Origin of the sequence: Paenibacillus algicola, from assembly GCF_005577435.1 — a bacterium.
GTDB lineage: Bacteria > Bacillota > Bacilli > Paenibacillales > Paenibacillaceae > Paenibacillus_AQ > Paenibacillus_AQ algicola.
In genome coordinates this window covers 2,999,336-3,019,536 of the sequence record NZ_CP040396.1, presented here as the reverse complement: position 1 = coordinate 3,019,536, position 20,201 = coordinate 2,999,336, and the positions used below count along the sequence as shown (strand labels likewise).

General features: G+C 52.3%; 20 protein-coding genes. All 20 read left to right on the top strand.

The window, feature by feature from the left end; genetic code table 11:
* Positions 1 to 31: 31 nt before the first annotated feature.
* The 20 genes from E6C60_RS14140 (at position 32) to E6C60_RS14045 (ending at position 20,122) form a co-directional block, all read left to right on the top strand.
* The gene (locus E6C60_RS14140; RefSeq protein WP_138226428.1) at positions 32 to 526 is read left to right on the top strand and encodes a phosphatidylglycerophosphatase A family protein; all 495 of its coding nucleotides are present in this window, start codon (positions 32 to 34) and stop codon (positions 524 to 526) included.
* 162 nt (positions 527 to 688) lie between these two features.
* Positions 689 to 877, top strand: coding sequence for a glutamate decarboxylase (locus tag E6C60_RS21380; RefSeq protein ID WP_138226427.1), 189 nt, complete (start codon positions 689 to 691; stop codon positions 875 to 877).
* 92 nt (positions 878 to 969) lie between these two features.
* The gene (accD, locus tag E6C60_RS14130) at positions 970 to 1,863 is read left to right on the top strand and encodes an acetyl-CoA carboxylase, carboxyltransferase subunit beta (RefSeq protein WP_138226426.1); all 894 of its coding nucleotides are present in this window, start codon (positions 970 to 972) and stop codon (positions 1,861 to 1,863) included.
* Positions 1,863 to 2,858, top strand: coding sequence for an acetyl-CoA carboxylase carboxyltransferase subunit alpha (locus E6C60_RS14125; protein WP_138226425.1), 996 nt, complete (start codon positions 1,863 to 1,865; stop codon positions 2,856 to 2,858). The genes accD and E6C60_RS14125 overlap by 1 nt, the downstream gene beginning before the upstream one ends.
* Positions 2,859 to 2,965: 107 nt before the next feature.
* On the top strand, positions 2,966 to 4,393 hold the full coding sequence (gene pyk, locus E6C60_RS14120; protein WP_138226424.1) for a pyruvate kinase: 1,428 nt from the start codon (positions 2,966 to 2,968) through the stop codon (positions 4,391 to 4,393).
* A gap of 94 nt (positions 4,394 to 4,487) precedes the next feature.
* Positions 4,488 to 4,985 (top strand): acyl-CoA thioesterase, encoded by a 498-nt coding sequence (locus tag E6C60_RS14115; protein WP_138226423.1) that lies wholly within the window; start codon positions 4,488 to 4,490, stop codon positions 4,983 to 4,985.
* Positions 4,986 to 5,002: 17 nt separating this feature from the next.
* On the top strand, positions 5,003 to 5,395 hold the full coding sequence (locus E6C60_RS14110; RefSeq protein ID WP_138226422.1) for an FxsA family protein: 393 nt from the start codon (positions 5,003 to 5,005) through the stop codon (positions 5,393 to 5,395).
* Positions 5,396 to 5,547: 152 nt separating this feature from the next.
* Complete coding sequence (locus E6C60_RS14105; protein ID WP_138226421.1) at positions 5,548 to 6,477, top strand: phosphate ABC transporter substrate-binding protein; 930 nt, start codon at positions 5,548 to 5,550, stop codon at positions 6,475 to 6,477.
* A gap of 80 nt (positions 6,478 to 6,557) precedes the next feature.
* Positions 6,558 to 7,481, top strand: coding sequence for a phosphate ABC transporter permease subunit PstC (gene pstC, locus E6C60_RS14100; protein WP_138226420.1), 924 nt, complete (start codon positions 6,558 to 6,560; stop codon positions 7,479 to 7,481).
* Positions 7,478 to 8,380: a phosphate ABC transporter permease PstA gene (gene pstA / locus E6C60_RS14095; RefSeq protein WP_138226419.1), complete on the top strand. Its 903-nt coding sequence runs from the start codon at positions 7,478 to 7,480 to the stop codon at positions 8,378 to 8,380. The genes pstC and pstA overlap by 4 nt, the downstream gene beginning before the upstream one ends.
* 15 nt (positions 8,381 to 8,395) lie before the next feature.
* Positions 8,396 to 9,151, top strand: a complete 756-nt coding sequence (pstB, locus tag E6C60_RS14090; RefSeq protein WP_138226418.1) for a phosphate ABC transporter ATP-binding protein PstB — start codon at positions 8,396 to 8,398, stop codon at positions 9,149 to 9,151.
* Between the two features lie 277 nt (positions 9,152 to 9,428).
* Complete coding sequence (gene citZ, locus E6C60_RS14085; protein WP_138226417.1) at positions 9,429 to 10,541, top strand: citrate synthase; 1,113 nt, start codon at positions 9,429 to 9,431, stop codon at positions 10,539 to 10,541.
* Positions 10,542 to 10,683: 142 nt separating this feature from the next.
* The gene (gene icd / locus E6C60_RS14080) at positions 10,684 to 11,976 is read left to right on the top strand and encodes an NADP-dependent isocitrate dehydrogenase (protein ID WP_138226416.1); all 1,293 of its coding nucleotides are present in this window, start codon (positions 10,684 to 10,686) and stop codon (positions 11,974 to 11,976) included.
* A gap of 40 nt (positions 11,977 to 12,016) precedes the next feature.
* Positions 12,017 to 12,961: a malate dehydrogenase gene (mdh, locus tag E6C60_RS14075; RefSeq protein WP_138226415.1), complete on the top strand. Its 945-nt coding sequence runs from the start codon at positions 12,017 to 12,019 to the stop codon at positions 12,959 to 12,961.
* Positions 12,962 to 13,118: 157 nt separating this feature from the next.
* The gene (locus tag E6C60_RS14070; protein ID WP_138226414.1) at positions 13,119 to 13,544 is read left to right on the top strand and encodes a hypothetical protein; all 426 of its coding nucleotides are present in this window, start codon (positions 13,119 to 13,121) and stop codon (positions 13,542 to 13,544) included.
* Between the two features lie 226 nt (positions 13,545 to 13,770).
* Positions 13,771 to 14,640, top strand: coding sequence for an SDR family oxidoreductase (locus E6C60_RS14065; RefSeq protein WP_138226413.1), 870 nt, complete (start codon positions 13,771 to 13,773; stop codon positions 14,638 to 14,640).
* Positions 14,641 to 14,847: 207 nt separating this feature from the next.
* Positions 14,848 to 16,392, top strand: coding sequence for a fumarate hydratase (locus E6C60_RS14060; RefSeq protein WP_138226412.1), 1,545 nt, complete (start codon positions 14,848 to 14,850; stop codon positions 16,390 to 16,392).
* 145 nt (positions 16,393 to 16,537) lie between these two features.
* Positions 16,538 to 17,524 (top strand): bile acid:sodium symporter family protein, encoded by a 987-nt coding sequence (locus E6C60_RS14055; protein WP_138226411.1) that lies wholly within the window; start codon positions 16,538 to 16,540, stop codon positions 17,522 to 17,524.
* Positions 17,508 to 19,292: a two-component system histidine kinase PnpS gene (gene pnpS, locus E6C60_RS14050; RefSeq protein ID WP_138226410.1), complete on the top strand. Its 1,785-nt coding sequence runs from the start codon at positions 17,508 to 17,510 to the stop codon at positions 19,290 to 19,292. Before E6C60_RS14055 ends, pnpS begins: the two co-directional genes overlap by 17 nt.
* Positions 19,293 to 19,408: 116 nt before the next feature.
* Entirely contained in the window at positions 19,409 to 20,122 is a 714-nt protein-coding gene (locus E6C60_RS14045; protein WP_138226409.1) for a response regulator transcription factor, read from the top strand.
* The last annotated feature ends 79 nt before the right edge of the window (positions 20,123 to 20,201 follow it).

The window sequence follows — 20,201 nt, the reverse complement described above, 5'->3', positions numbered from 1 at the left end:
TGCTAACGGTATTGTGCGGGAGGGATTTTGTATGTCAATGGAACTGGCAGAAAGCATGCTTCTAGAACGGGGCGTCAGCGTGTCTGCAATTGCAGACATTGTGTTTCAGCTGCAGCAGAAATATCATCCGGATCTGACATTAGCAGCGTGTGAGAACAGCGTGAGGGCTGTGCTGGGCAAACGGGAGGTGCAGTATACTCTCTTTACAGGCATTGCATTAGACAAGCTGGCTGAGTCACGGCTGCTGCCCGAGCCGCTGCAATCGATTATGGATCAAGATGAGCCATTGTACGGAGTAGATGAGACTCTGGCGCTGGGCGTGACGAGCATTTACGGTATGATTGGGCTGACCAGCTTCGGATATTTAGATAAGGAAAAGATCGGGGTCATTCACACTTTAAATGAAGACAGGAAATCCGTTCATGTGTTTCTGGATGATCTAGTTGCCGGCATCGCCGCAGCGGCATCCTCGAGAATTGCGCACAATGATCCTGGAGCGGCTTCCTACACCTCCTCCACCGACTGACCGCGAACGACAAAATCAGTGATTTTTTAGAACCATTGCCGGAATCATGCCTGCTCAGCCCCTCTTCTCTTTTGTTGAGGTAAAAATAGAAGTGTGTTATCATTATCCATTATATCGGCTCAGGATATGCCTATAGCATGAAATTAGGGGGATCTGAAAGGCATGTGGACGGTAATATATATCGCTCCCACCTCCAAGGTGGCAGAAATGATTACAACCAGGCTGACAGAAGAAGGGTTTTTGGTTCAAAGCCGTCCTGTGAATCTTTCAAAGCAACAATACGAGATACGGGTACCTTCGGGGGAGCTGGACGAGGTACAGGAAGTGTTGAATTCGATATTGCACCCCTAGCACAAGGGTTACATAGCGAAGCTTGCCAGATACAAATGATGAATATCGCTTAGTTTGCGGCCATTCAAATATACGGCTGGAGAGGTGTAGTTGTGTTTAAAGATCTGTTTCAGAAGAAGAGAAGATACGCCACCATTCCCTCTGATCAAGCGGTGAAGTCCGGGCAGAGAGAAGAGGGAGAACGCCCGAAGCGCGAAATCCCGGAAGGGCTTATGAACAAATGCGTCAAATGCGGCGTGATTCAGTACAGCAAGGAGCTTGAGAAGAACCTTAAGGTATGTCCGGAGTGCGGGCACCATATGAGGCTGAATGCCTTGGAACGTATTGGGATCACGCTCGATGAGACAAGCTTTGAGGAATTTGATGCGGATATGATTTCGGTAGATCCGCTGCAGTTTCCGGGATACGCCGGCAAGCTGGAGCAGCAGAAGATGAAATCAGGTCTTCATGATGCCGTTGTTACAGGTAAGGGCTTTATTTGCGGACAGCCCGTTGTGGTTGCTGTGATGAGCTTTGACTTCTTCACCGGCAGTATGGGCTCCGTTGTAGGCGAGAAGATTACCCGGGCGATCGAGCATGCCGGAAAGCATGGGCTGCCGCTTATTATTTTCTCGACCTCCGGCGGCGCACGGATGCAGGAGAGCATTCTCAGCTTGATGCAGATGGCGAAGACGAGTGCAGCACTCTCCCGCTTCGGCGAACAGGGCGGCTTGTATATTTCAGTTATTACAGATCCGACGACGGGCGGAGTATCCGCCAGCTTTGCAACACTTGGCGATATTAACATCGCTGAGCCGGGAGCCGTATTCGGCTTCGCCGGAAGAATCGTCATTGAGCAGACCATCCGCCAGAAGCTTCCGGAGGATTTCCAGACCGCGGAATTCAACCTGAATCATGGACAGCTTGACATGGTCGTCCACCGCAAGGATTTGCGCTCCATGCTGGGCAAGTTGCTCGAAATGCATGCTGTGAAAGGGGAATTTTAATGTCAGGCGAATTACCTTTCGAAAAGCCTCTTGCGGAGATGCGCAAGAAGATTGAGGAATTGAGACAGTTTGGACAGGAGAAGGGCATCGATTTCACGGATGAAATTGCCCGTCTGGAAGAACGATATAAACAGCTGGAGGAGGAGATTTACTCCTCCATTTCCCCTTCCCAGAAAATGCATCTGGCCAGGCACCAGCAGCGTCCGACATCGCTGGATTTAATCCAGCTTATTTTTACGGATTTTATCGAGCTGCATGGGGACAGGCTATATGGAGATGATCTTGCTGTCGTCGGAGGTCTGGCGAAGCTGAATGGCGTTCCGGTGACGGTTATTGGCCAGCAGCGCGGTAAGGATACGAAGGATAACATCGCCCGTTTCTTCGGAAGCGCCCACCCGGAAGGCTTCCGCAAGGCGCTGCGTCTTATGCAGCAGGCGGAGAAATTCAAGCGTCCGATCATCACTTTTATTGATACGAAGGGTGCATACCCGGGGAATACCGCGGAAGAAAGAGGCCAGTCTGAGGCGATTGCCCGCAATCTGCGGGAAATGTCCTCATTAGGGGTTCCGGTAGTATGTGTAGTCATCGGCGAGGGAGGAAGCGGCGGTGCTCTTGCGATGGCTGTGGGCAACCGGATCCTGATGCTGGAGAATGCCATCTACTCGGTTATTTCCCCGAACGGAGCTGCTTCCATTCTGTGGAAGGATGCCTCTAAGGCGGACCAGGCGGCAGAAGCGATGAAGATTACCGCACAGGACCTTCTGGAGATGGAGGTTATCGAAGAGATCGTTCCAGAGCCTATGGGCGGAGCCCATAAGGGCTATGAGGAAAGCGCAGATTACATTAAGGCAGCGCTGCTGCGGCATCTGAAGGAGCTTTCCGAAATGGATGCGTGCGAGCTTGTGGAGGACCGTTACCAGAAGTTCAGAAAGATCGGAAGCTTTGATTTTGCACCTTCACCAAGTCCGGAGCCAGAGGCGAATCCGACAGCGTGACAGGATGTGACAAAATTTCTATACAAACGTCATAAACTGTAGTAAATTTAATTGTTGGAAGAGATATAGAGAATATAGAGAACCCTTGAAAAACGGAGGAAACCTAAATGCGCAAAACAAAAATTGTATGTACGATCGGTCCTTCCAGCGAATCGCTCGAAAACACCAAGAAGCTGATTATGGCTGGAATGAATGTAGCCCGCCTGAACTTCTCTCATGGTGATTTCGACGAGCATGGCGGCAGAATCAAGAACATCCGCCAAGCCTGCGAGGAGCTGAACAAGACCGTAGCGATCCTGCTCGACACGAAAGGCCCTGAGATCCGTACCGGCAAGCTGGAAGTAGAGCCGATTGAATTGGTTCAGGACGAGTATGTTACCTTGACTACCGATGAAATTCTCGGCGACAAGAACCGTTTGACAGTAACCTACAAGAACCTTCCGGAGGACGTACAGCCGGGGTCAACCATTTTGATCGATGATGGATTGATCGGCTTGACAGTGGTTGAGGTGCAGGGCACTGAAATCAGATGCCGCATCGTCAACGGCGGAACGATCAAGAGCAAGAAGGGCGTGAATGTACCGGGCGTTTCAATTTCCCTGCCGGGCATTACCGAGAAGGACGCCAGTGACATCGTATTCGGAATCGAGCAGGGCATCGATTTTATTGCTGCATCCTTCGTTCGTAAAGCTAGTGATGTTCTCGAAATCCGTGAACTGCTGAAGCGTCATAACGCTGAGCATATTCAGATTATTTCCAAGATTGAGAACCAGCAGGGTGTGGACAACCTGGATGAAATTCTTGAGGTGTCCGACGGCTTGATGGTTGCGCGTGGTGACCTCGGCGTCGAAATCCCTGCTGAAGAGGTTCCTCTTGTACAGAAGCGTATGATCGAGAAGTGTAATATTGCCGGCAAGCCGGTCATTACAGCGACACAAATGCTCGATTCCATGCAGCGTAACCCGCGTCCGACCCGCGCTGAAGCGAGTGACGTGGCGAATGCTATTTTTGACGGAACAGATGCTATCATGCTCTCCGGCGAAACGGCTGCCGGCAAGTATCCGGTCGAATCTGTGCTGACCATGTCCCGCATTGCGGAAAAGGCAGAGTCTGCACTGAACCACCGGGATCTGTTCCTGAAGCAGCGCATCGCGCAGGAAACAACAGTAACGGAAGCGATCAGCCAATCCGTCGCAATCTCTGCACTGGATCTGAACGCGAAAGCGATTATTTCTTCGACTCAATCGGGAACCACAGCTCGTATGGTATCCAAGTACCGTCCGAAGTCCCCGATCATTGCGGTTACTCCAGAGGAGCGGACACTGAGACGCCTGGCATTGACATGGGGCGTATTCCCGGTGAAGGGCGAAACTGCGACCTCGACAGACGAAATGTTTGATTACGCGCTGCAAGGCGGCGTCAAATCCGGTCTGGTCAAAGAAGATGATCTCGTTGTGATCACAGCGGGTATTCCGCTGGGTAAATCCGGCTCCACGAACCTGGTGAAGGTGAGTCAGATTCCGGCACAGCAATAAGACGATCCAGGCTATAACGATATATCCATGACGAAGAAGCAATGGGCGAGCTAATCGACCATTGCTTCTTCCTTCATAGAGGGAGGCTTTTTGAATGGCAAAGGTGAATGAGGAAGGGCCCATACGCTGGTTCACGGCAGCCCTGCGGGTGCGGTATCAGGAAACGGATCAGATGGGGGTGGTCTACCACGCTAATTATTTGCAATGGATGGAGATTGGCCGTACCGAGATGATCCGGGCGATGGGCTATTCTTATTCCGAAATCGAAGCGGCCGGACTGCTTCTGCCGGTGGTGGATCTGGACATTCAGTACAAGCAGCCGGCGAGGTATGATGATGAAATCGTAGTATTTACTTCTATAACCGCCTTCTCTCCACTTCGTATTCAATACCGCTATGAGGTCCGAAGAATGCGTAAATTGGACCCGGCACCTTCAAAAGAGGTACAATGGAAAGACGGAGAGGAGCTTCCCGGGGAATTGCTCGTAACCGGCTCGACCCGGCACGTCTGGGTGAACCGGGAGTGGAAGCCAGCCCGATTGGATAAATCTCTGCCGGAGCTGTATGCTGCATTAAGGAACTCTCTGGATTGAGGGAAAGGAGCTTGGCTATGTGGAAATGGATACTGGCAGCGATTATCTTTATGCCTGCTATTGAAATATTCGGCTTTTCATACGTTGCGGATCAGGTTGGAGGCATGAATACCTTCCTGCTGACACTGCTGACCTCGGCCATCGGGGTAGCCATGATGCGTTTTGAGGGACGAAAGGCGATGGAAGATGCCAAGCTGAAGGCGAATGCTGGCATGATGCCGGGAGAATCGATGGCGGTGGGACTGTGCATTTTTATCGGCGGCATTCTTTTGATCATCCCGGGCTTTGTGACGGATCTCATTGGCTTTACCATGCTCTTCCCGCTGACAAGGCCATTATATCGATTCTTGCTGATCAAGTGGATGAAACGAAATATCAAGAACGGTAAAATTACAATCTTTAAGCGTTAGGTTTACTTGTGACAGCCGGTCCATCAGGGCCGGCTTTTTTGTGTTTTTCAGGTTTTTGAAAAGAAAAAGAAAGCTGCAGATTGGTATGAAGAAATGTGGATGGTTAACACTATAGTCAGATCATGACTCCACAACAGGAAGGATACATTCACATGAAAAAGAAACTGCCATGGACCCTGATGCTAGGGTCTCTTCTGCTCAGTCTCGCCGCATGCGGAGGCAGCGATGAGGCTGCCAACGATCCGGGAGGAGCGGGAAGTGAAGCGGGAGAGCGTAAGCTGAGCGGCTCTATTCTCGCTGTTGGCTCTACCGCTATGCAGCCGCTGGTGGATCAAGCAGGGCAGACATTTATGACGCAGGCTCCATATCAAGAGCTTACGGTTCAGGTTCAAGGCGGAGGCAGCGGAACAGGGCTTACTCAAGTGTCTGAGGGTCAAGCAGACATCGGAAACTCTGACGTCTTCGGTGAAGAGAAGCTGGAGGCTGCTCAAGCGGCAGAGCTTGTTGACCATCAGGTGGCCGTCGTGGCGATCACGGCCGTCGTGAACCCGGCTGTCACGATAGACGATCTGTCAAAGGAGCAGATGGTTGATATTTTTACGGGTGCGGTGAAGAACTGGAAGGAGCTTGGTGGCGAGGATCAGGAAATTGTCATTGTAAACCGTCCGGCAAGCTCCGGTACCCGTGCTACGTTCGAGACCTTCGCCTTGGGACAATCCAAGCTGCCTGATCTGCAAGGCTCAATTCAAGAAGATTCAAGCGGTACGGTCAAGAAGCTTGTTGCTGAAACACCGGGCGCGATTGGTTACCTTGCCCTGTCTTACCTTGGAGATGACAGCATCAAGCCGGTGAACTATGACGGTGTTCAAGCGACTGTGGAAAATGTGCAGAACGGCAGCTATCCGGTATGGGCGTATCAGCACATGTATACCAAGGGAGAGCCGAGCGAGGCTGTCCAAGCATTTCTGGACTATATGGTGTCTCCTGAGGTTCAGGAAGGGGATGTCGTGGAGCTGGGCTACATTCCGGTTTCCGGTATGCAGGTAACCCGGGATGCCGCAGGCAACGTGTCCAAGAATTAGAGTTGCGATAGAAAAGAGAATGATCATGGAATAGAGGCGAATCCCCCGTCTCTATTTTCCAGCTAGAAAGAAGGTCAGCCATGGGACAGATGGGTAAGGATGCAGCCTTGAATCAAGGCGTCAAGAACAGAAAACGCAGAGAAAAGCACTACTGGGAGGACTGGATCGGACGTATCTATACCTCCATCTGTGTTGTTGTGCTGCTTGTCGTTATCGTTTCGATCGTGTTTTTTGTATCTTCAAAAGGCTTGGCTACATTCTTGGAGAATGGTGTCAGGCTGAGAGAATTTTTTACCGGCACCAGATGGAGCCCGGATGAGTCCTTCGGTGCGCTGCCCTTTATTACAGGTTCCTTTGCTGTGACACTGCTGGCTGCACTCATTGCCGGACCGCTCAGCCTGTGCGCGGCTTTGTTTATGACAGAAATACTGCCTGGGCGCGGCAAAAGAATCTTACAGCCGGCGGTGGAGCTTCTCTCGGGTATTCCTTCCGTCGTGTACGGGTTCATCGGTCTGACAGTGATCGTCCCTTTCATTCGGGACTATATCGGCGGACAAGGCTTTGGCATTCTTGCAGGCTGTCTGGTGCTCTCGGTCATGATTCTGCCGACGATTACGAGCATTATGGCGGATGCGCTGGCATCCCTGCGGGGCGGGCTTCGCGAGTCCTCCTTGGCGCTGGGGGCAACCCGGTGGCAAACGATTTACCGCGTGGTGATTCCTACAGTTCTCCCGGCCCTGCTGACAGGCATTGTGCTGGGGATGGCCCGTGCATTCGGAGAGGCGCTGGCTGTCCAGATGGTCATTGGTAATGCTCCGCATATTCCGAGCTCTCTGACTGAATCAGCGGCCACCCTCACCAGTACCATTACCTTGAGCATGGGGAACACAGCTATGGGGTCGGTGCACAATAACGCCTTATGGAGTATGGCGCTGGTTCTTCTCGCGATGACGTTTGTGTTTGTCATTCTGGTGAGACTGCTGGAAAGGAGAAACCGGATATGATTAAAAGAGCCAAAAGAGCGGATAGGATTGCGACCGTCGTAATCTGCTTCTTCGCGATGCTGATTGTAGCCCTGCTGGTCGGCCTGCTGGGATATATCCTTGTTCGAGGGCTTGGCCATATCAATTGGCATTTCCTGACGAGCACACCACAGATGATACGGGGCGGCGGGGGAATCGGGCCGCAGCTGTTTAATTCGGTCTTTCTCCTGATCCTGACGCTGATCATTACAGTGCCGCTGGGATGGGGTGGGGGTATTTATATGGCTGAATACGCAAGAGGGGGAAGGCTGACTCATCTCATTCGTCTCGTTGTGGAGGTGCTGTCCTCCTTCCCGTCGATCGTCATCGGGTTATTCGGTCTGCTGGTGCTTGTCAATACGTTAGGCCTGGGCTTCTCCCTGCTGGCAGGCTCGATGGCGCTTGCGGTATTCAACCTGCCGTTGATGGTACGGACCACGGAGCAGGCGTTCCGCGCCGTACCCAAGGAACAGAAGGAGGCGGGATATGCCCTCGGTTTATCCAAATGGAAAATCATTACGTCTATTCTGCTTCCCGTGGCGCTGCCAAGCTTGATTACAGGCACCATTCTCGCCTCCGGGCGCATCTTCGGTGAAGCCGCTGCCCTCATGTTCACGGCAGGCATGAGCAGTCCGCCGCTGGACTTCACGGACTGGAATCCGCTGAGTGCCAGATCGCCGATCAATCCGCTGCGGCCAGCCGAGACGCTGGCTGTCCATATCTGGAAGGTCAATAGCGAAGGGCTCGCGCCTGACGCGAAGGAAATTGCTGCAGGTGCATCGGCGGTGCTTGTCATTCTGATCCTGGGCTTTAATCTGGCGGCGCGGTGGCTGGGCAGGGCCGCTTACCGTAAATTCACAGCAGCGAAGCGCATGGACTAGAAAGGGTGAGTGGACATGTCACTAGCATTTGGAACCGAAGGCTTAAGTGTGTTCTATGGGTCGTTTCAAGCGGTGAAAGAAATCAGCCTGCAGTTTCCCGAGAAGAGCGTCACCGCACTGATTGGACCCTCCGGCTGTGGGAAATCGACCTTTCTGCGCTCCCTGAACCGGATGAACGATGCCATAGCCCAGGCACGGACAACGGGGCATATCTGGATGAATGGAAGTGACTTGAATCATCCGGACACAGATGTGATCAAGCTGCGGCAGCAGATCGGAATGGTGTGGCAGAAGCCGAATCCGTTCTATAAGTCGGTTTATAACAATATTGCCTTTGGTCCAAAGTACAGAGGCATCAGGAAAAAAAAGCAGCTGGATGAGATTGTTGAAGCCAGTCTGAGAAAGGCGGCGCTGTGGGACGAGGTAAAGGATCGGCTGCAGGAGTCCGCCCTGTCTCTCTCCGGAGGACAGCAGCAGCGTCTCTGCATTGCAAGAGCACTCTCCGTTCAGCCGCAAATTGTTCTTCTGGATGAGCCGGCCTCTGCGCTGGATCCGGTTTCTACCGGGAAGATTGAGGAGCTTATTGCTTCCCTCAAGCAAGAGCTCCGAATCGTAATTGTGACCCATAATATGCAGCAGGCGGCACGGGTGTCGGATTACACCGCTTATTTCTACCTGGGCAAGCTCATCGAGCAGGGCAAGACCGACAAGATTTTCACAAATCCGCATCACAAGCTGACGCAGGATTACATATCCGGACGCTTTGGGTAAGCCTCCTCAGGACCTTGAGAGATCAAGGTCCTTCTTCTGTATTTAGCGCAAAGAGAGCCAAGACCCCCAAAAAATTGTTATGGTCGTGATAAAACATTTTGATGCTATGATATGGCGCGGTGTGTTCACTTATTGGACGTTATCCGGTATGATAAAAGAGAGTTTGCAATATTTTACGTCACACAACCGTATGGTTGGTGTCTTCATCCAGGATCATGAAAGAGTTTTCACAGCAGTCCAGTATCGGGATAGCCCGATTAAAAAGGAGAGATGACGCATGACAGCTACCAAAGGATTGGAAGGCATTGTAGCTACAACTTCTTCGATCAGCTCCATTGTCGACGGTGTATTAACGTACCGTGGATACAATATTGATGATCTTGCAGAGCATGCGAGTTTTGAGGAAGTAGCTTATTTACTCTGGTTTGGGAAGCTTCCTAACGAGCAGGAGCTGCAGAAGCTGCAGAAGGATCTCAGCGATTATGCGGCGATTCCGGATGCCCTGATTGAGCAGATCAAGCTTTATCCCAAAGATACGAATACGATGGCAGCTCTTCGCTCCGCAGTATCCTCGCTGGCATTATATGATGCAGATGCAGAGGACATGAGCCAGGAAGCGAACGAGAAGAAAGCGGTTAAGCTGCAGGCGCAGCTGCCGACGATTGTCGCAGCGATTGCTAGAATCCGCCAGGGCAAGGAGCCGGTTGCTCCGAAAGCTGGAGTTTCTGTTGCGGAGAATTTCCTGTATATGCTCAGAGGAGAGCAGCCGGAGGAAACCTCCATCAAGGCGCTTGACCAAGCGCTCGTGCTGCACGCAGACCATGAGCTTAACGCTTCGACCTTCGCTTCCCGCGTCACCGTAGCGACGCTTTCGGACATTTATTCCGGCGTAACTTCGGCGATTGGTGCCCTGAAGGGACCATTGCACGGCGGAGCTAATGAAGCTGTAATGAAGATGCTCAATGAGATCGGTACGATCGATCAGGCTGAGGGTTACATTCAGCAGAAGCTTCAGAATAAAGATAAGATTATGGGCTTTGGCCACCGTGTATACAAGAATGGCGATCCGCGCGCGAAGCATCTTCAGAAGATGTCCAAGGAGCTTGGCGATATGAAGGGCGATACATCCTTGTATGATATTTCGGTATTGGTGGAAGACACTGTTACTGGACAAAAGGGCTTGAAGCCAAACGTTGATTTCTACTCGGCATCGGTATACACCCAGCTGGGCATTGAGCATGAGCTGTTTACACCGATCTTCGCCATCAGCCGCGTATCCGGCTGGACAGCACATATTCTGGAGCAGTATGACGGCAACCGGATCATTCGTCCGCGGGCAGAATACACCGGCCTGACGGATCAGAAGTATGTTCCGCTCTCTCTTCGCTAATTTCAGCTGAATGCTGTACAATAAGGGCAGAGGAAACGCTTTGGCCGGGCTGCCGGTGCAATGCGGCATTCTTTGTGCCCTTTGCGGCGTTCTTGGCTCAAGCAATCAATCTGTAATTTAACTCAAGGAGGAAACCAATCTTATGAAACTCGAGAAATTTGCAATGCCAACAGAAGGCGAAAAAATCACGATTGATAACGGCAAGCTTCAGGTGCCAAATCAGCCTGTTATTCCTTTCATCGAAGGCGACGGCACGGGCCGTGACATCTGGAAAGCTTCCAAGCGCGTTCTGGATGCAGCTGTAGAGAAAGCCTATAACGGCTCCAAAAGCATTGCGTGGTATGAAGTATTCGCCGGTGAGAAAGCATTCAATACATACGGCGAATGGCTTCCGAACGATACGCTCGAAGCAATCCGCGAATATATCGTAGCGATCAAGGGACCTTTGACGACGCCAATCGGCGGCGGCATTCGTTCCCTGAACGTTGCACTGCGCCAAGAGCTTGACCTGTACACTTGCCTGCGTCCTGTTCGTTACTTCGATGGCGTGCCTTCTCCGGTCAAGCGTCCTGAACTGGTAGACATGGTAATCTTCCGCGAGAACACGGAAGATATTTATGCAGGGATCGAGTACAAGGAAGGCTCCGAGGAAGTGAAGAAGGTCATTAAATTCTTCCAGGAAGAAATGGGTGTTAACAAGATCCGTTTCCCTGAAACGTCCGGAATCGGAATCAAGCCGGTATCCTCCGAGGGCTCCAAGCGTCTCGTTCGTGCAGCGGTTGAATATGCGATCCAGCATGGCCGTAAGAGCGTAACTCTGGTTCACAAGGGCAACATCATGAAGTTCACCGAAGGCGCGTTCAAGAACTGGGGCTACGAGGTCGCTGAGGCGGAGTTTGGCGACAAGGTGTTCACTTGGGCTCAATACGACGTCATCAAGGAGAAGGACGGCACTGACGCAGCGAACGCTGCCCAGAAAGCGGCTGAAGAAGCTGGCAAGATCATCGTGAAGGATGCCATCGCTGACATCGCGCTGCAGCAGGTTCTGACTCGTCCGACCGACTTTGACGTCATTGCAACCCTGAACCTGAACGGTGACTATCTGTCTGATGCTCTTGCAGCTCAGGTAGGTGGTATTGGTATTGCTCCGGGTGCGAACATTAACTATGTAACAGGACATGCTATTTTCGAAGCAACACACGGTACTGCACCTAAATATGCTGACAAAGACGTTGTAAATCCGGGTTCTGTCATCCTGTCCGGCGTAATGCTTCTGGAGCACCTGGGCTGGAATGAAGCAGCAGACCTGATCTACAAAGGCATGGAAAGTGCCATCAACAATAAAACTGTAACCTATGACTTCGCTCGCCTGATGGATGGCGCTACCGAAGTGAAATGCTCCCAGTTTGCGGACGAAATCATCAATCACATGTAATTGATGTCTACCATCTTATCCTTGCAAGGGGGACCCGCTTGTGGCAATGACGCGTAAGAAAATCACGGTGATTGGCGCCGGCTTTACCGGTGCTACAACAGCTTTAATGCTGGGACAAAAAGAACTTGGTGATGTTGTTCTGCTCGATATTCCACAATTGGAGAACCCTACTAAGGGCAAGGCTCTGGATATTCTGGAAGCCAGCCCTGTACAGGGCTTTGACAGCCGGATGACAGGGACTTCCAGCTATGAGGATGCTGCGGGCTCCGACATTGTCATCATTACAGCGGGCGTAGCCCGCAAGCCGGGGATGAGCCGGGACGATCTGGTGAACATCAATGCCGGCATTGTGAGCGCGGTGTGTGAGAATGTGAAGCAGTACGCTCCGGATTCTACGGTGATTATCCTGAGTAATCCCGTGGATGCCATGACCTATGTGGCTTATAACGCGCTCGGTTTTCCCAAGAATCGCGTCATTGGTCAGTCCGGTGTTCTGGATACAGCGCGTTACTGTACCTTTATTGCCCAGGAGCTAAACGTATCGGTAGAGGATGTGCGGGGCTTCGTGCTCGGCGGACACGGGGACGATATGGTGCCTCTGGTTCGTTACTCCAGCGTCGGCGGCATTCCGATTGATACGCTGATTTCTCCGGAGCGGATTGAAGCGATTGTTCAGCGCACCCGGGTGGGCGGCGGCGAGATCGTGAATCTGCTTGGAAACGGCAGTGCCTATTATGCGCCGGCCGCTTCACTGGTGCAGATGGCGGAAGCTATTCTTAAAGACAAGAAGCGGATTCTGCCGGTTATTGCGCTGCTGGAGGGAGAATACGGCTATGAGAATCTCTTTATGGGTGTTCCTGTCATTCTTGGCGGTAACGGCATTGAGCGGATTTTCGAGCTGGAGCTGACGCCGGAAGAGAAGGCGGCACTGGATCAGTCCGCGGACTCTGTCCGCAGTGTAACCTCGATTCTGAAGCCAAACTGACAGGATTTCAGGAGCTCCGGAACGAACAAAGCAATCCCGCTTTCTATATAGAGAGCGGGATTGCTTTTCTTTCATGGCAATGTTAAGTATAATAGGTTCGGTACATATCTTACCCCAGTACACGTTTCAACACATTCTACATTTGGAGGTCAAAAGTATGTTCGATATTTTCTTTCTGCTGCACATCATTGGAACTGCAGCCCTCGGCTTCTATCTGATCCTTCCGTTCATCGTGGGAAGCACGCAGAAGCTGTCCGCCGGAGCCCAGGAGGGTGCCGTAAACACAATCCGCGTCGCTAACCGGCTGGCTCAGTATGGTCTGGTCATCCAGCTGATTACGGGCGGGTATATGATGTCTCAAGGCGAATATGCCGTCATCTGGATGATTATCGTCACCATCATTCTGCTGGCCATGTTTGCAATCGCAGGCATCATGAGCAAGCCGCTGAAGGGCGCGCTGGCTGGAATCCGTGAGAAGCGGGATGTGACCGCGGACATTGCCAAGCTCCGCACGTTCAGCCTGATTCTTGCTCTTCTGCTACTTGTTATGATTTATTTCATGGTTTACCCGATTTACAAGTAATGTACATGGAGACTGTTCCTGTCACCGCCGATTTGGTGACAGGAACAGTTTTTTTGTGTTGAAGTATCCTTAGAAAATTCCGGCCAGCGGTTTGATTTCACCGGGAGCGTGGTAATGTATGACCGGGAGACGAGGAGAGTAAGATGCTCCGCCCCTAGACATCCTACAAGGGAACACAGCATGGTGACCATAAAATGCAAACCATTACCTGAGAGGAGAATGTACAATGTCACAGGATCAGCAGCAAAAACAAACTTTACCCCCGCAGCATCAGGATCATCGCCCGGGTAAAGAATCCGAAATGAACCCTCTTCCGGAATATGAAGCAAGTGATTATAAAGCCGCGGACAAGCTGAAGGGCAAGGTCGCTTTGATTACGGGCGGTGACAGCGGGATTGGCCGTGCGGTGGCCGTAGCTTATGCCAAAGAAGGCGCAGATGTGGCCATCGTCTATTTGAGTGAGCACAGTGACGCGGAAGAAACAAAGCGTCAGGTTGAGCAGGAAGGCCGCAAATGTCTGCTGATCGCCGGAGATGTAGGCGATGATGCATTTTGCCGTGATGCTGTGGGGCAGACGGTAAGTGAGCTGGGCGGGCTGGATGTTCTGGTCAACAATGCTGCCGAGCAGCACCCGCAGAAGAAGATCGAGGACATTTCCAGAGAGCAGCTGGAAAAAACGTTCCGTACGAACATATTCGGTATGTTCTACATGACTCAGGCGGCGATGCCGCATTTGGGCAAGGGCAGTGCGATTATTAATACCGCATCCATTACGGCTTACCGGGGCAGCCCGCAGCTATTGGATTATTCCTCCACCAAGGGGGCGATCGTAGCCTTTACCCGCTCACTTTCGATGAACCTGGCAGAGCAAGGCATCCGGGTCAACGGGGTAGCGCCGGGTCCGATCTGGACACCGCTCATTCCATCGACCTTCCCGGAGGATCAGGTGGCACAGTTTGGAGCAACTCAGCCGATGAAGCGTCCTGGTCAGCCGGAAGAGCTGGCACCGGCGTATGTATATCTGGCCTGCTCGGACTCTTCTTATGTCAGCGGTCAAATGATCCATATCAACGGCGGCGAAGTCATCAACGGGTAAGAAAGCATGGGATAAATCTTAGCGCTTTGGAAGCAGCCTGCTGCGTCCAAAGCGCTTTTTGCTTGGTAAAAGCACCAGATGACCTCAAAATTAAGTAAACCCTTACAACCCTCTTTTTGCTATAATAGAAGCTATGTGCAGGTGCTCTAATAGAAATGGCGGCTTCAAGGATTGCTGCCACATTGTGATGAAGAGGAGAATGGGAGAATGAAGCAGTTTGAAGAAAGTGTTTACCGTTTAATCGTTGAAACCTCTACGAATTTACCGGCAGATGTGAGGCGGGCAGTTAACCGCGGCCGGGCTGCAGAGGATGCAGCGACGCGTGCAGGGCTGGCGCTGTCCACCATTGCACAGAATATCGAAATGGCGGAGCAGGAGGTATCGCCGATCTGCCAGGATACCGGCATGCCGACCTTCGTTGTACATACGCCAGTAGGCGCCAATCAGATTGAGATGAAGAAGAGCATCTATCAGGCCGTCATCCGCGCAACCCGGGATGGAAAGCTGCGTCCGAACTCTGTGGATTCGCTGACAGGCAGCAACAGCGGGGATAATCTGGGCCCGGGAACCCCGGTCATCCATTTTGAGCAATGGGAGGAGGACGATATTGACCTTCGCCTCATTCTGAAGGGCGGCGGCTGCGAGAACAAGAACATTCAGTACAGCCTGCCCGCAGAGCTGGAGGGACTTGGCAAAGCAGGACGGGATCTGGACGGAATCCGTAAATGCATACTGCATGCGGTATATCAGGCACAGGGACAAGGCTGCAGCGCTGGGTTTATCGGCGTTGGCATCGGCGGCGACCGCACGACGGGCTACGAGCTGGCGAAGCAGCAGCTGTTCCGTCATGCAGAGGATATCAATCCTCATCCGGACCTGCAGAAGCTGGAGGAGTATGTGATGGAAACGGCGAATCAGCTAGGCATCGGCACGATGGGCTTCGGCGGTGAGGTAACACTTCTCGGCTGCAAGATCGGGGCGATGAACCGTTTGCCGGCGAGCTTTTTCGTTTCGGTTGCTTACAACTGCTGGGCGTTCCGCCGGCAGGGCGCGCTGATTGATCCGGTCACCGGTGACATTCGCAGCTGGCTGTATGAGTCCGGCAGCCATGTGGCGATGAACGCAGAGACTGAGGCAGCTCCTGCAGCGCCGGCGGAAGCGCCGGAAAAAGGCCGGGAGGTTGTGCTCCAGACGCCGATCAGCGAGGAGCAGGTTCGCAGCCTGCGTGTGGGTGATGTCGTCATCATCCGCGGTGAAATGCACACCGGACGAGACGCGCTTCATAAGCACTTGATGGATCATGATGCGCCGCTTGACCTGAACGGAGCGGTTATTTATCACTGTGGTCCCGTTATGCTGAAGGACGATGAGGGCTGGCATGTCAAGGCGGCAGGACCGACAACCAGCAGCCGGGAAGAGCCGTACCAGGGGCATATTCTAAAAAAATTCGGCATTCGCGCTGTGATCGGCAAGGGCGGAATGGGCGCGAACACCTTGCAGGCGCTTCAGGAGCATGGCGCGGTCTATCTGAACGCCATCGGCGGTGCAGCGCAGTATTATGCGGAATGCATCCAGCGGGTGAATGGTGTTGATTTCATGGAATTCGGTATTCCGGAGGCTATGTGGCATTTGCAGGTTGACGGCTTTGCGGCAATTGTTACGATGGATTCTCACGGAAACAGTCTGCATGCGGATGTCAGCAGAGACTCTAAAGCCAAGCTGGAAATGTTCAAGGAGCCTGTATTTGCTTAAAGCAGCAGTTCATAACGAATTATGATATGGCCTTCGGCTCTGTGCCGAAGGCTTTTGCTTTCATAGCACGGTTGCGGACTTGGAAACAGAGGTTTATGATGGTACCAACATACAAGCAGCTTGCGACGAGGTTTGGAGGAGAAAAGTGAAACAGTTTGGGTTAGCTTTTGCAGCATGGTTTGAGAAATATACATTTATATTGATTCCCGGGGCATTGGTGGCCGGCTGGTTCCTGAGTGAACAGCTGTCACCCTATGCGTATACTATACCGTATCTATTCGGGTATATCACGCTCGTCATGGCCCTTGGCTGCGGGATCGGGCATTTGAAGGCAGTAATGAGACAGCCATTTCCCATCGTATTGACATTGCTGCTGGCTCATGCTGCTGCACCCCTTGTGGCTTATGCAATAGGGGCTTCCATCTTCGGATCTCAGTCAGACTATACAACAGGACTGATGCTGTTCTCCGTGATTCCGCTTGGCATTTCAGCAGTGCTGTGGGTAGGAACCTCGGGAGGCAACGTACCGTTCATTCTGTCTGTTGTCGTGCTTGATACGATGCTCAGCCCGATTGTGGTTCCGTTTCTAATGGAATTGCTTGCCGGCTCTACCGGCCTGCAGTGGGATACGGGGCAGCTGGTGACGGATTTGTTCAGAATGGTCGTGCTGCCTACAGCGTTAGGCGTACTCATTTATGAGCTGTCCAAGGGCAAGGCGAAAGCATGGTCGGCCCCGGTGGCACAGCCGCTCTCCAAGCTGTTCTTCGTCTGTGTCGTCATGATTAACGCCGCAGTCATTGCGCCGCAGGCCCAAAGCATTCGGCAGGACCTGTTAAGCGTCATTCCAGCCGTATTGCTCTTGATTGTCCTGTGTTACATGCTGGGCTATTTCGGATCCTATCTTGCACCGGGCAGAACGAGAGAGCTCGGGATCTCGCTGACCTATGCTTCCGGTATGCGAAATATATCGCTTGGCATGGTGCTGGCTACCGCTTATTTTCCGCCGGCCGTGTCCGTGCCTGTTGTACTATCCATTCTATTTCAGCAGCCTGTAGCGACCGTAGTTCATGCGGTCATTCAAAGAATCAAGACTTCATCCGTAAAGGAAGGGAATCATGAAACCTTTTCGTAACCGATTGACATTGATTATTATGACGCTGATTGGCATTTCCATGCTGGGTGCCGGCTTTGCTGTGGCATCGGTATTCAAGCAATATCATATTAATTTGCTGGAGGACAATATGATCCGGGAAATTAACCTGATTCAGGGAACCTTGAATTTTCCGGACGATTCTTCAGGTAAAGAAGCCGAATATTATACAGCGAAGTCTATGCAGCTGCAGCAGCTGGCGGATGCGCGGGTAACGTTCATAGCCAGGAATGGCAGTGTCATTGGTGATTCCGAGAAGAGTCCGGAGCTGATGGATAATCATGGGGAACGTGAAGAGATTCGCCAGGCAGAGCAGCGAGGCACCGGTCGCTCCATCCGGTATAGCTCGACACTGGGGCAGGATATGATTTATGTCGCGCGTCCGGTTACGCAGGGCGGCTTTGACGGCTATATTCGACTATCAATGAGTCTGGAGACGGTGGATGAAGGTGTGCGTAAGGGCTGGATGGTGATGGGAGCGGGGCTGCTCATTCTGTTCGTAGTGGCGGCCCTTGTCAGCTACCGGATTGCCGCCGGGCTGACCTCTCCACTGGAGAAGATCACCTCCGTCGCACGCAACATATCCCGGCTGGATTACGATGCACGGGTGCATCTGGAGCGTAAGGACGAGATTGGCCAGCTGGCATCCGCCATTAATGGAATGGCAGACAGCCTGCAGACACAGCTGCAGACTATCCGTGACAATGAAGGGCTGCTGCGAAGCGTCTTGAGCAATATGACCGGCGGTATTCTGATGCTGAGCGGGGACGGAACGGTGGTGCTTATTAATCCTGCGGCAGAGGGGATGCTCGGCATCAAGGCCGGCCAGATTCGCGGCCGAAGCTATACCGACCTGAGGCAGCACTATGAGCTGAACAAGGTGATTGAAGAAGGCCTGGAGCGGCGGGAGCGGTTCCAGGAAGAGCGCAGCCTGTATTTTCCCATCGAATCGGTCATTCGCTTTGACGGCGTTGTCATGACGCATGAGGACGGCACCTATCGCGGCATGCTGTTTCATTTGCAGGATGTGACTGAAATACGGAGGCTGGAGCGGATGCGGAGTGAATTTGTTGCGAATGTATCCCATGAGCTCAAAACCCCGCTTGCCGCCGTAAAGGGCTTTGCTGAAACACTCCTCGGCGGGGTGGAGGACGAGAAAACCTCCCGTTCCTTCATTCGCATTATTTACGACGAATCCGAGCGGTTAAACCGGCTGATCCGGGACATTCTGGAGCTGTCCAAGATTGAATCCAAGCGAAGCGTGATGGAATATTCGCCGATTCATCTATCTACCTTTTTCGAATCACTGTTTGAATTTATGCTGCCGCATGCCCGTGAGAAACAGATTCAGATGAAAATGGATGTGCCGGACGAGCTGTTCATCGAAGGGGATGAGGACAAGCTGCGCCAGATTTTTACGAATCTGCTCTCCAACGCGGTGAACTATACACAGGAAGGCGGCAGGGTCCAGCTTTCGGTGGATGAAGTTCTTTCAGAGGAGCATGGGGAAAGGGTCATTCTGACGGTCAAGGATTCAGGCATCGGCATTCCGAAGAAGGATCTGCCGCGCATTTTCGAACGCTTTTACCGTGTGGATAAAGCCCGCTCCCGGGGGTCAGGCGGTACAGGGCTTGGCCTGTCGATTGTGAAGCATCTGGTCGAGCTGCATTCCGGCACGATTAAAGTCGACAGTGAGCCGGGGCTGGGAAGCTCTTTTGTTATCGAGCTGCCGATGCTTCAGGAAGGATAGTATAAGATTTAACATGGGGATAACATTCCGTTGATACAATAAACAGGATGCTATGAAAATTGATCAATTATTGGCGTATATAAAATGAATTCATTTCAATTAAGGGCGGGATTAAGATGGCTCAAAGACTGCTTGTCATCGAGGATGAACCGACACTGTCACGATTATTATCGTACAACTTGACCCAGGAAGGCTTCCTGGTCACGGTAGAGGAGCATGGGACGGAAGGGTATGAGCGTGCCAGCCGTGAAACCTTCGATCTGATTCTGCTGGACGTGATGCTGCCGGGTATGAATGGCTTCTCGATTCTGGAGAAGCTGAGACAGCAGGGAATCACGACTCCGATCATTATACTTACTGCGAAGAATGCGGAAGAAGAAGTCGTCCAGGGCTTGAAAATGGGGGCCGATGATTATATCACGAAGCCCTTCGGTGTTTCGGAGCTGCTCGCAAGAGTGTCGGCCGTGCTTCGCCGGGTGTCGGGACAGCCGGCAGAAGAGGCGGGAGACACGGACGAGGACGGAAACGTCATCAAGCTGGGGCAGCTGGAAATTTATCCGGAGAAATACGAAGTCCGGCTGGGAGGCCACCAGATTAATCTGCGCCCCAAGGAATTTGAGGTGCTGCTGTATCTGGCCCGCAAGCCCGGAGTCGTATTAACACGGGATGATCTGATGAATGTCGTATGGGGCTTTGATTATATCGGAGGTCAGCGCACGGTTGATGTGCATGTCAGCTCTCTTCGCAAAAAACTGGAGCTGGACCCGGATTCGGTATTTATCGACTCTATTCGAGGCGTTGGATATAAGCTGGTGGTCAGGCCAAAGTAGCGTAATTCAGGCCTTTTTACAATCTGTTGATCCAAAACCGCAACAGCGTTAACATTCGGGACCTAAACTGCGTCTATAG

What these genes read in the sequence shown, in the direction of transcription:
- E6C60_RS14115 (WP_138226423.1), top strand. Translation starts at nt 4,488, where the DNA reads ATGGCAAAGGTGAATGAGGAAGGGCCCATACGCTGGTTCACGGCAGCC.
- E6C60_RS14070 (WP_138226414.1), top strand. Translation starts at nt 13,119, where the DNA reads ATGTTCGATATTTTCTTTCTGCTGCACATCATTGGAACTGCAGCCCTC.
- E6C60_RS14110 (WP_138226422.1), top strand. Translation starts at nt 5,003, where the DNA reads ATGTGGAAATGGATACTGGCAGCGATTATCTTTATGCCTGCTATTGAA.
- icd (WP_138226416.1), top strand. Translation starts at nt 10,684, where the DNA reads ATGAAACTCGAGAAATTTGCAATGCCAACAGAAGGCGAAAAAATCACG.
- E6C60_RS14140 (WP_138226428.1), top strand. Translation starts at nt 32, where the DNA reads ATGTCAATGGAACTGGCAGAAAGCATGCTTCTAGAACGGGGCGTCAGC.
- pstC (WP_138226420.1), top strand. Translation starts at nt 6,558, where the DNA reads ATGGGACAGATGGGTAAGGATGCAGCCTTGAATCAAGGCGTCAAGAAC.
- pstA (WP_138226419.1), top strand. Translation starts at nt 7,478, where the DNA reads ATGATTAAAAGAGCCAAAAGAGCGGATAGGATTGCGACCGTCGTAATC.
- E6C60_RS14060 (WP_138226412.1), top strand. Translation starts at nt 14,848, where the DNA reads ATGAAGCAGTTTGAAGAAAGTGTTTACCGTTTAATCGTTGAAACCTCT.
- E6C60_RS21380 (WP_138226427.1), top strand. Translation starts at nt 689, where the DNA reads ATGTGGACGGTAATATATATCGCTCCCACCTCCAAGGTGGCAGAAATG.
- citZ (WP_138226417.1), top strand. Translation starts at nt 9,429, where the DNA reads ATGACAGCTACCAAAGGATTGGAAGGCATTGTAGCTACAACTTCTTCG.
- E6C60_RS14045 (WP_138226409.1), top strand. Translation starts at nt 19,409, where the DNA reads ATGGCTCAAAGACTGCTTGTCATCGAGGATGAACCGACACTGTCACGA.
- E6C60_RS14125 (WP_138226425.1), top strand. Translation starts at nt 1,863, where the DNA reads ATGTCAGGCGAATTACCTTTCGAAAAGCCTCTTGCGGAGATGCGCAAG.
- pnpS (WP_138226410.1), top strand. Translation starts at nt 17,508, where the DNA reads ATGAAACCTTTTCGTAACCGATTGACATTGATTATTATGACGCTGATT.
- E6C60_RS14105 (WP_138226421.1), top strand. Translation starts at nt 5,548, where the DNA reads ATGAAAAAGAAACTGCCATGGACCCTGATGCTAGGGTCTCTTCTGCTC.
- E6C60_RS14065 (WP_138226413.1), top strand. Translation starts at nt 13,771, where the DNA reads ATGTCACAGGATCAGCAGCAAAAACAAACTTTACCCCCGCAGCATCAG.
- pyk (WP_138226424.1), top strand. Translation starts at nt 2,966, where the DNA reads ATGCGCAAAACAAAAATTGTATGTACGATCGGTCCTTCCAGCGAATCG.
- pstB (WP_138226418.1), top strand. Translation starts at nt 8,396, where the DNA reads ATGTCACTAGCATTTGGAACCGAAGGCTTAAGTGTGTTCTATGGGTCG.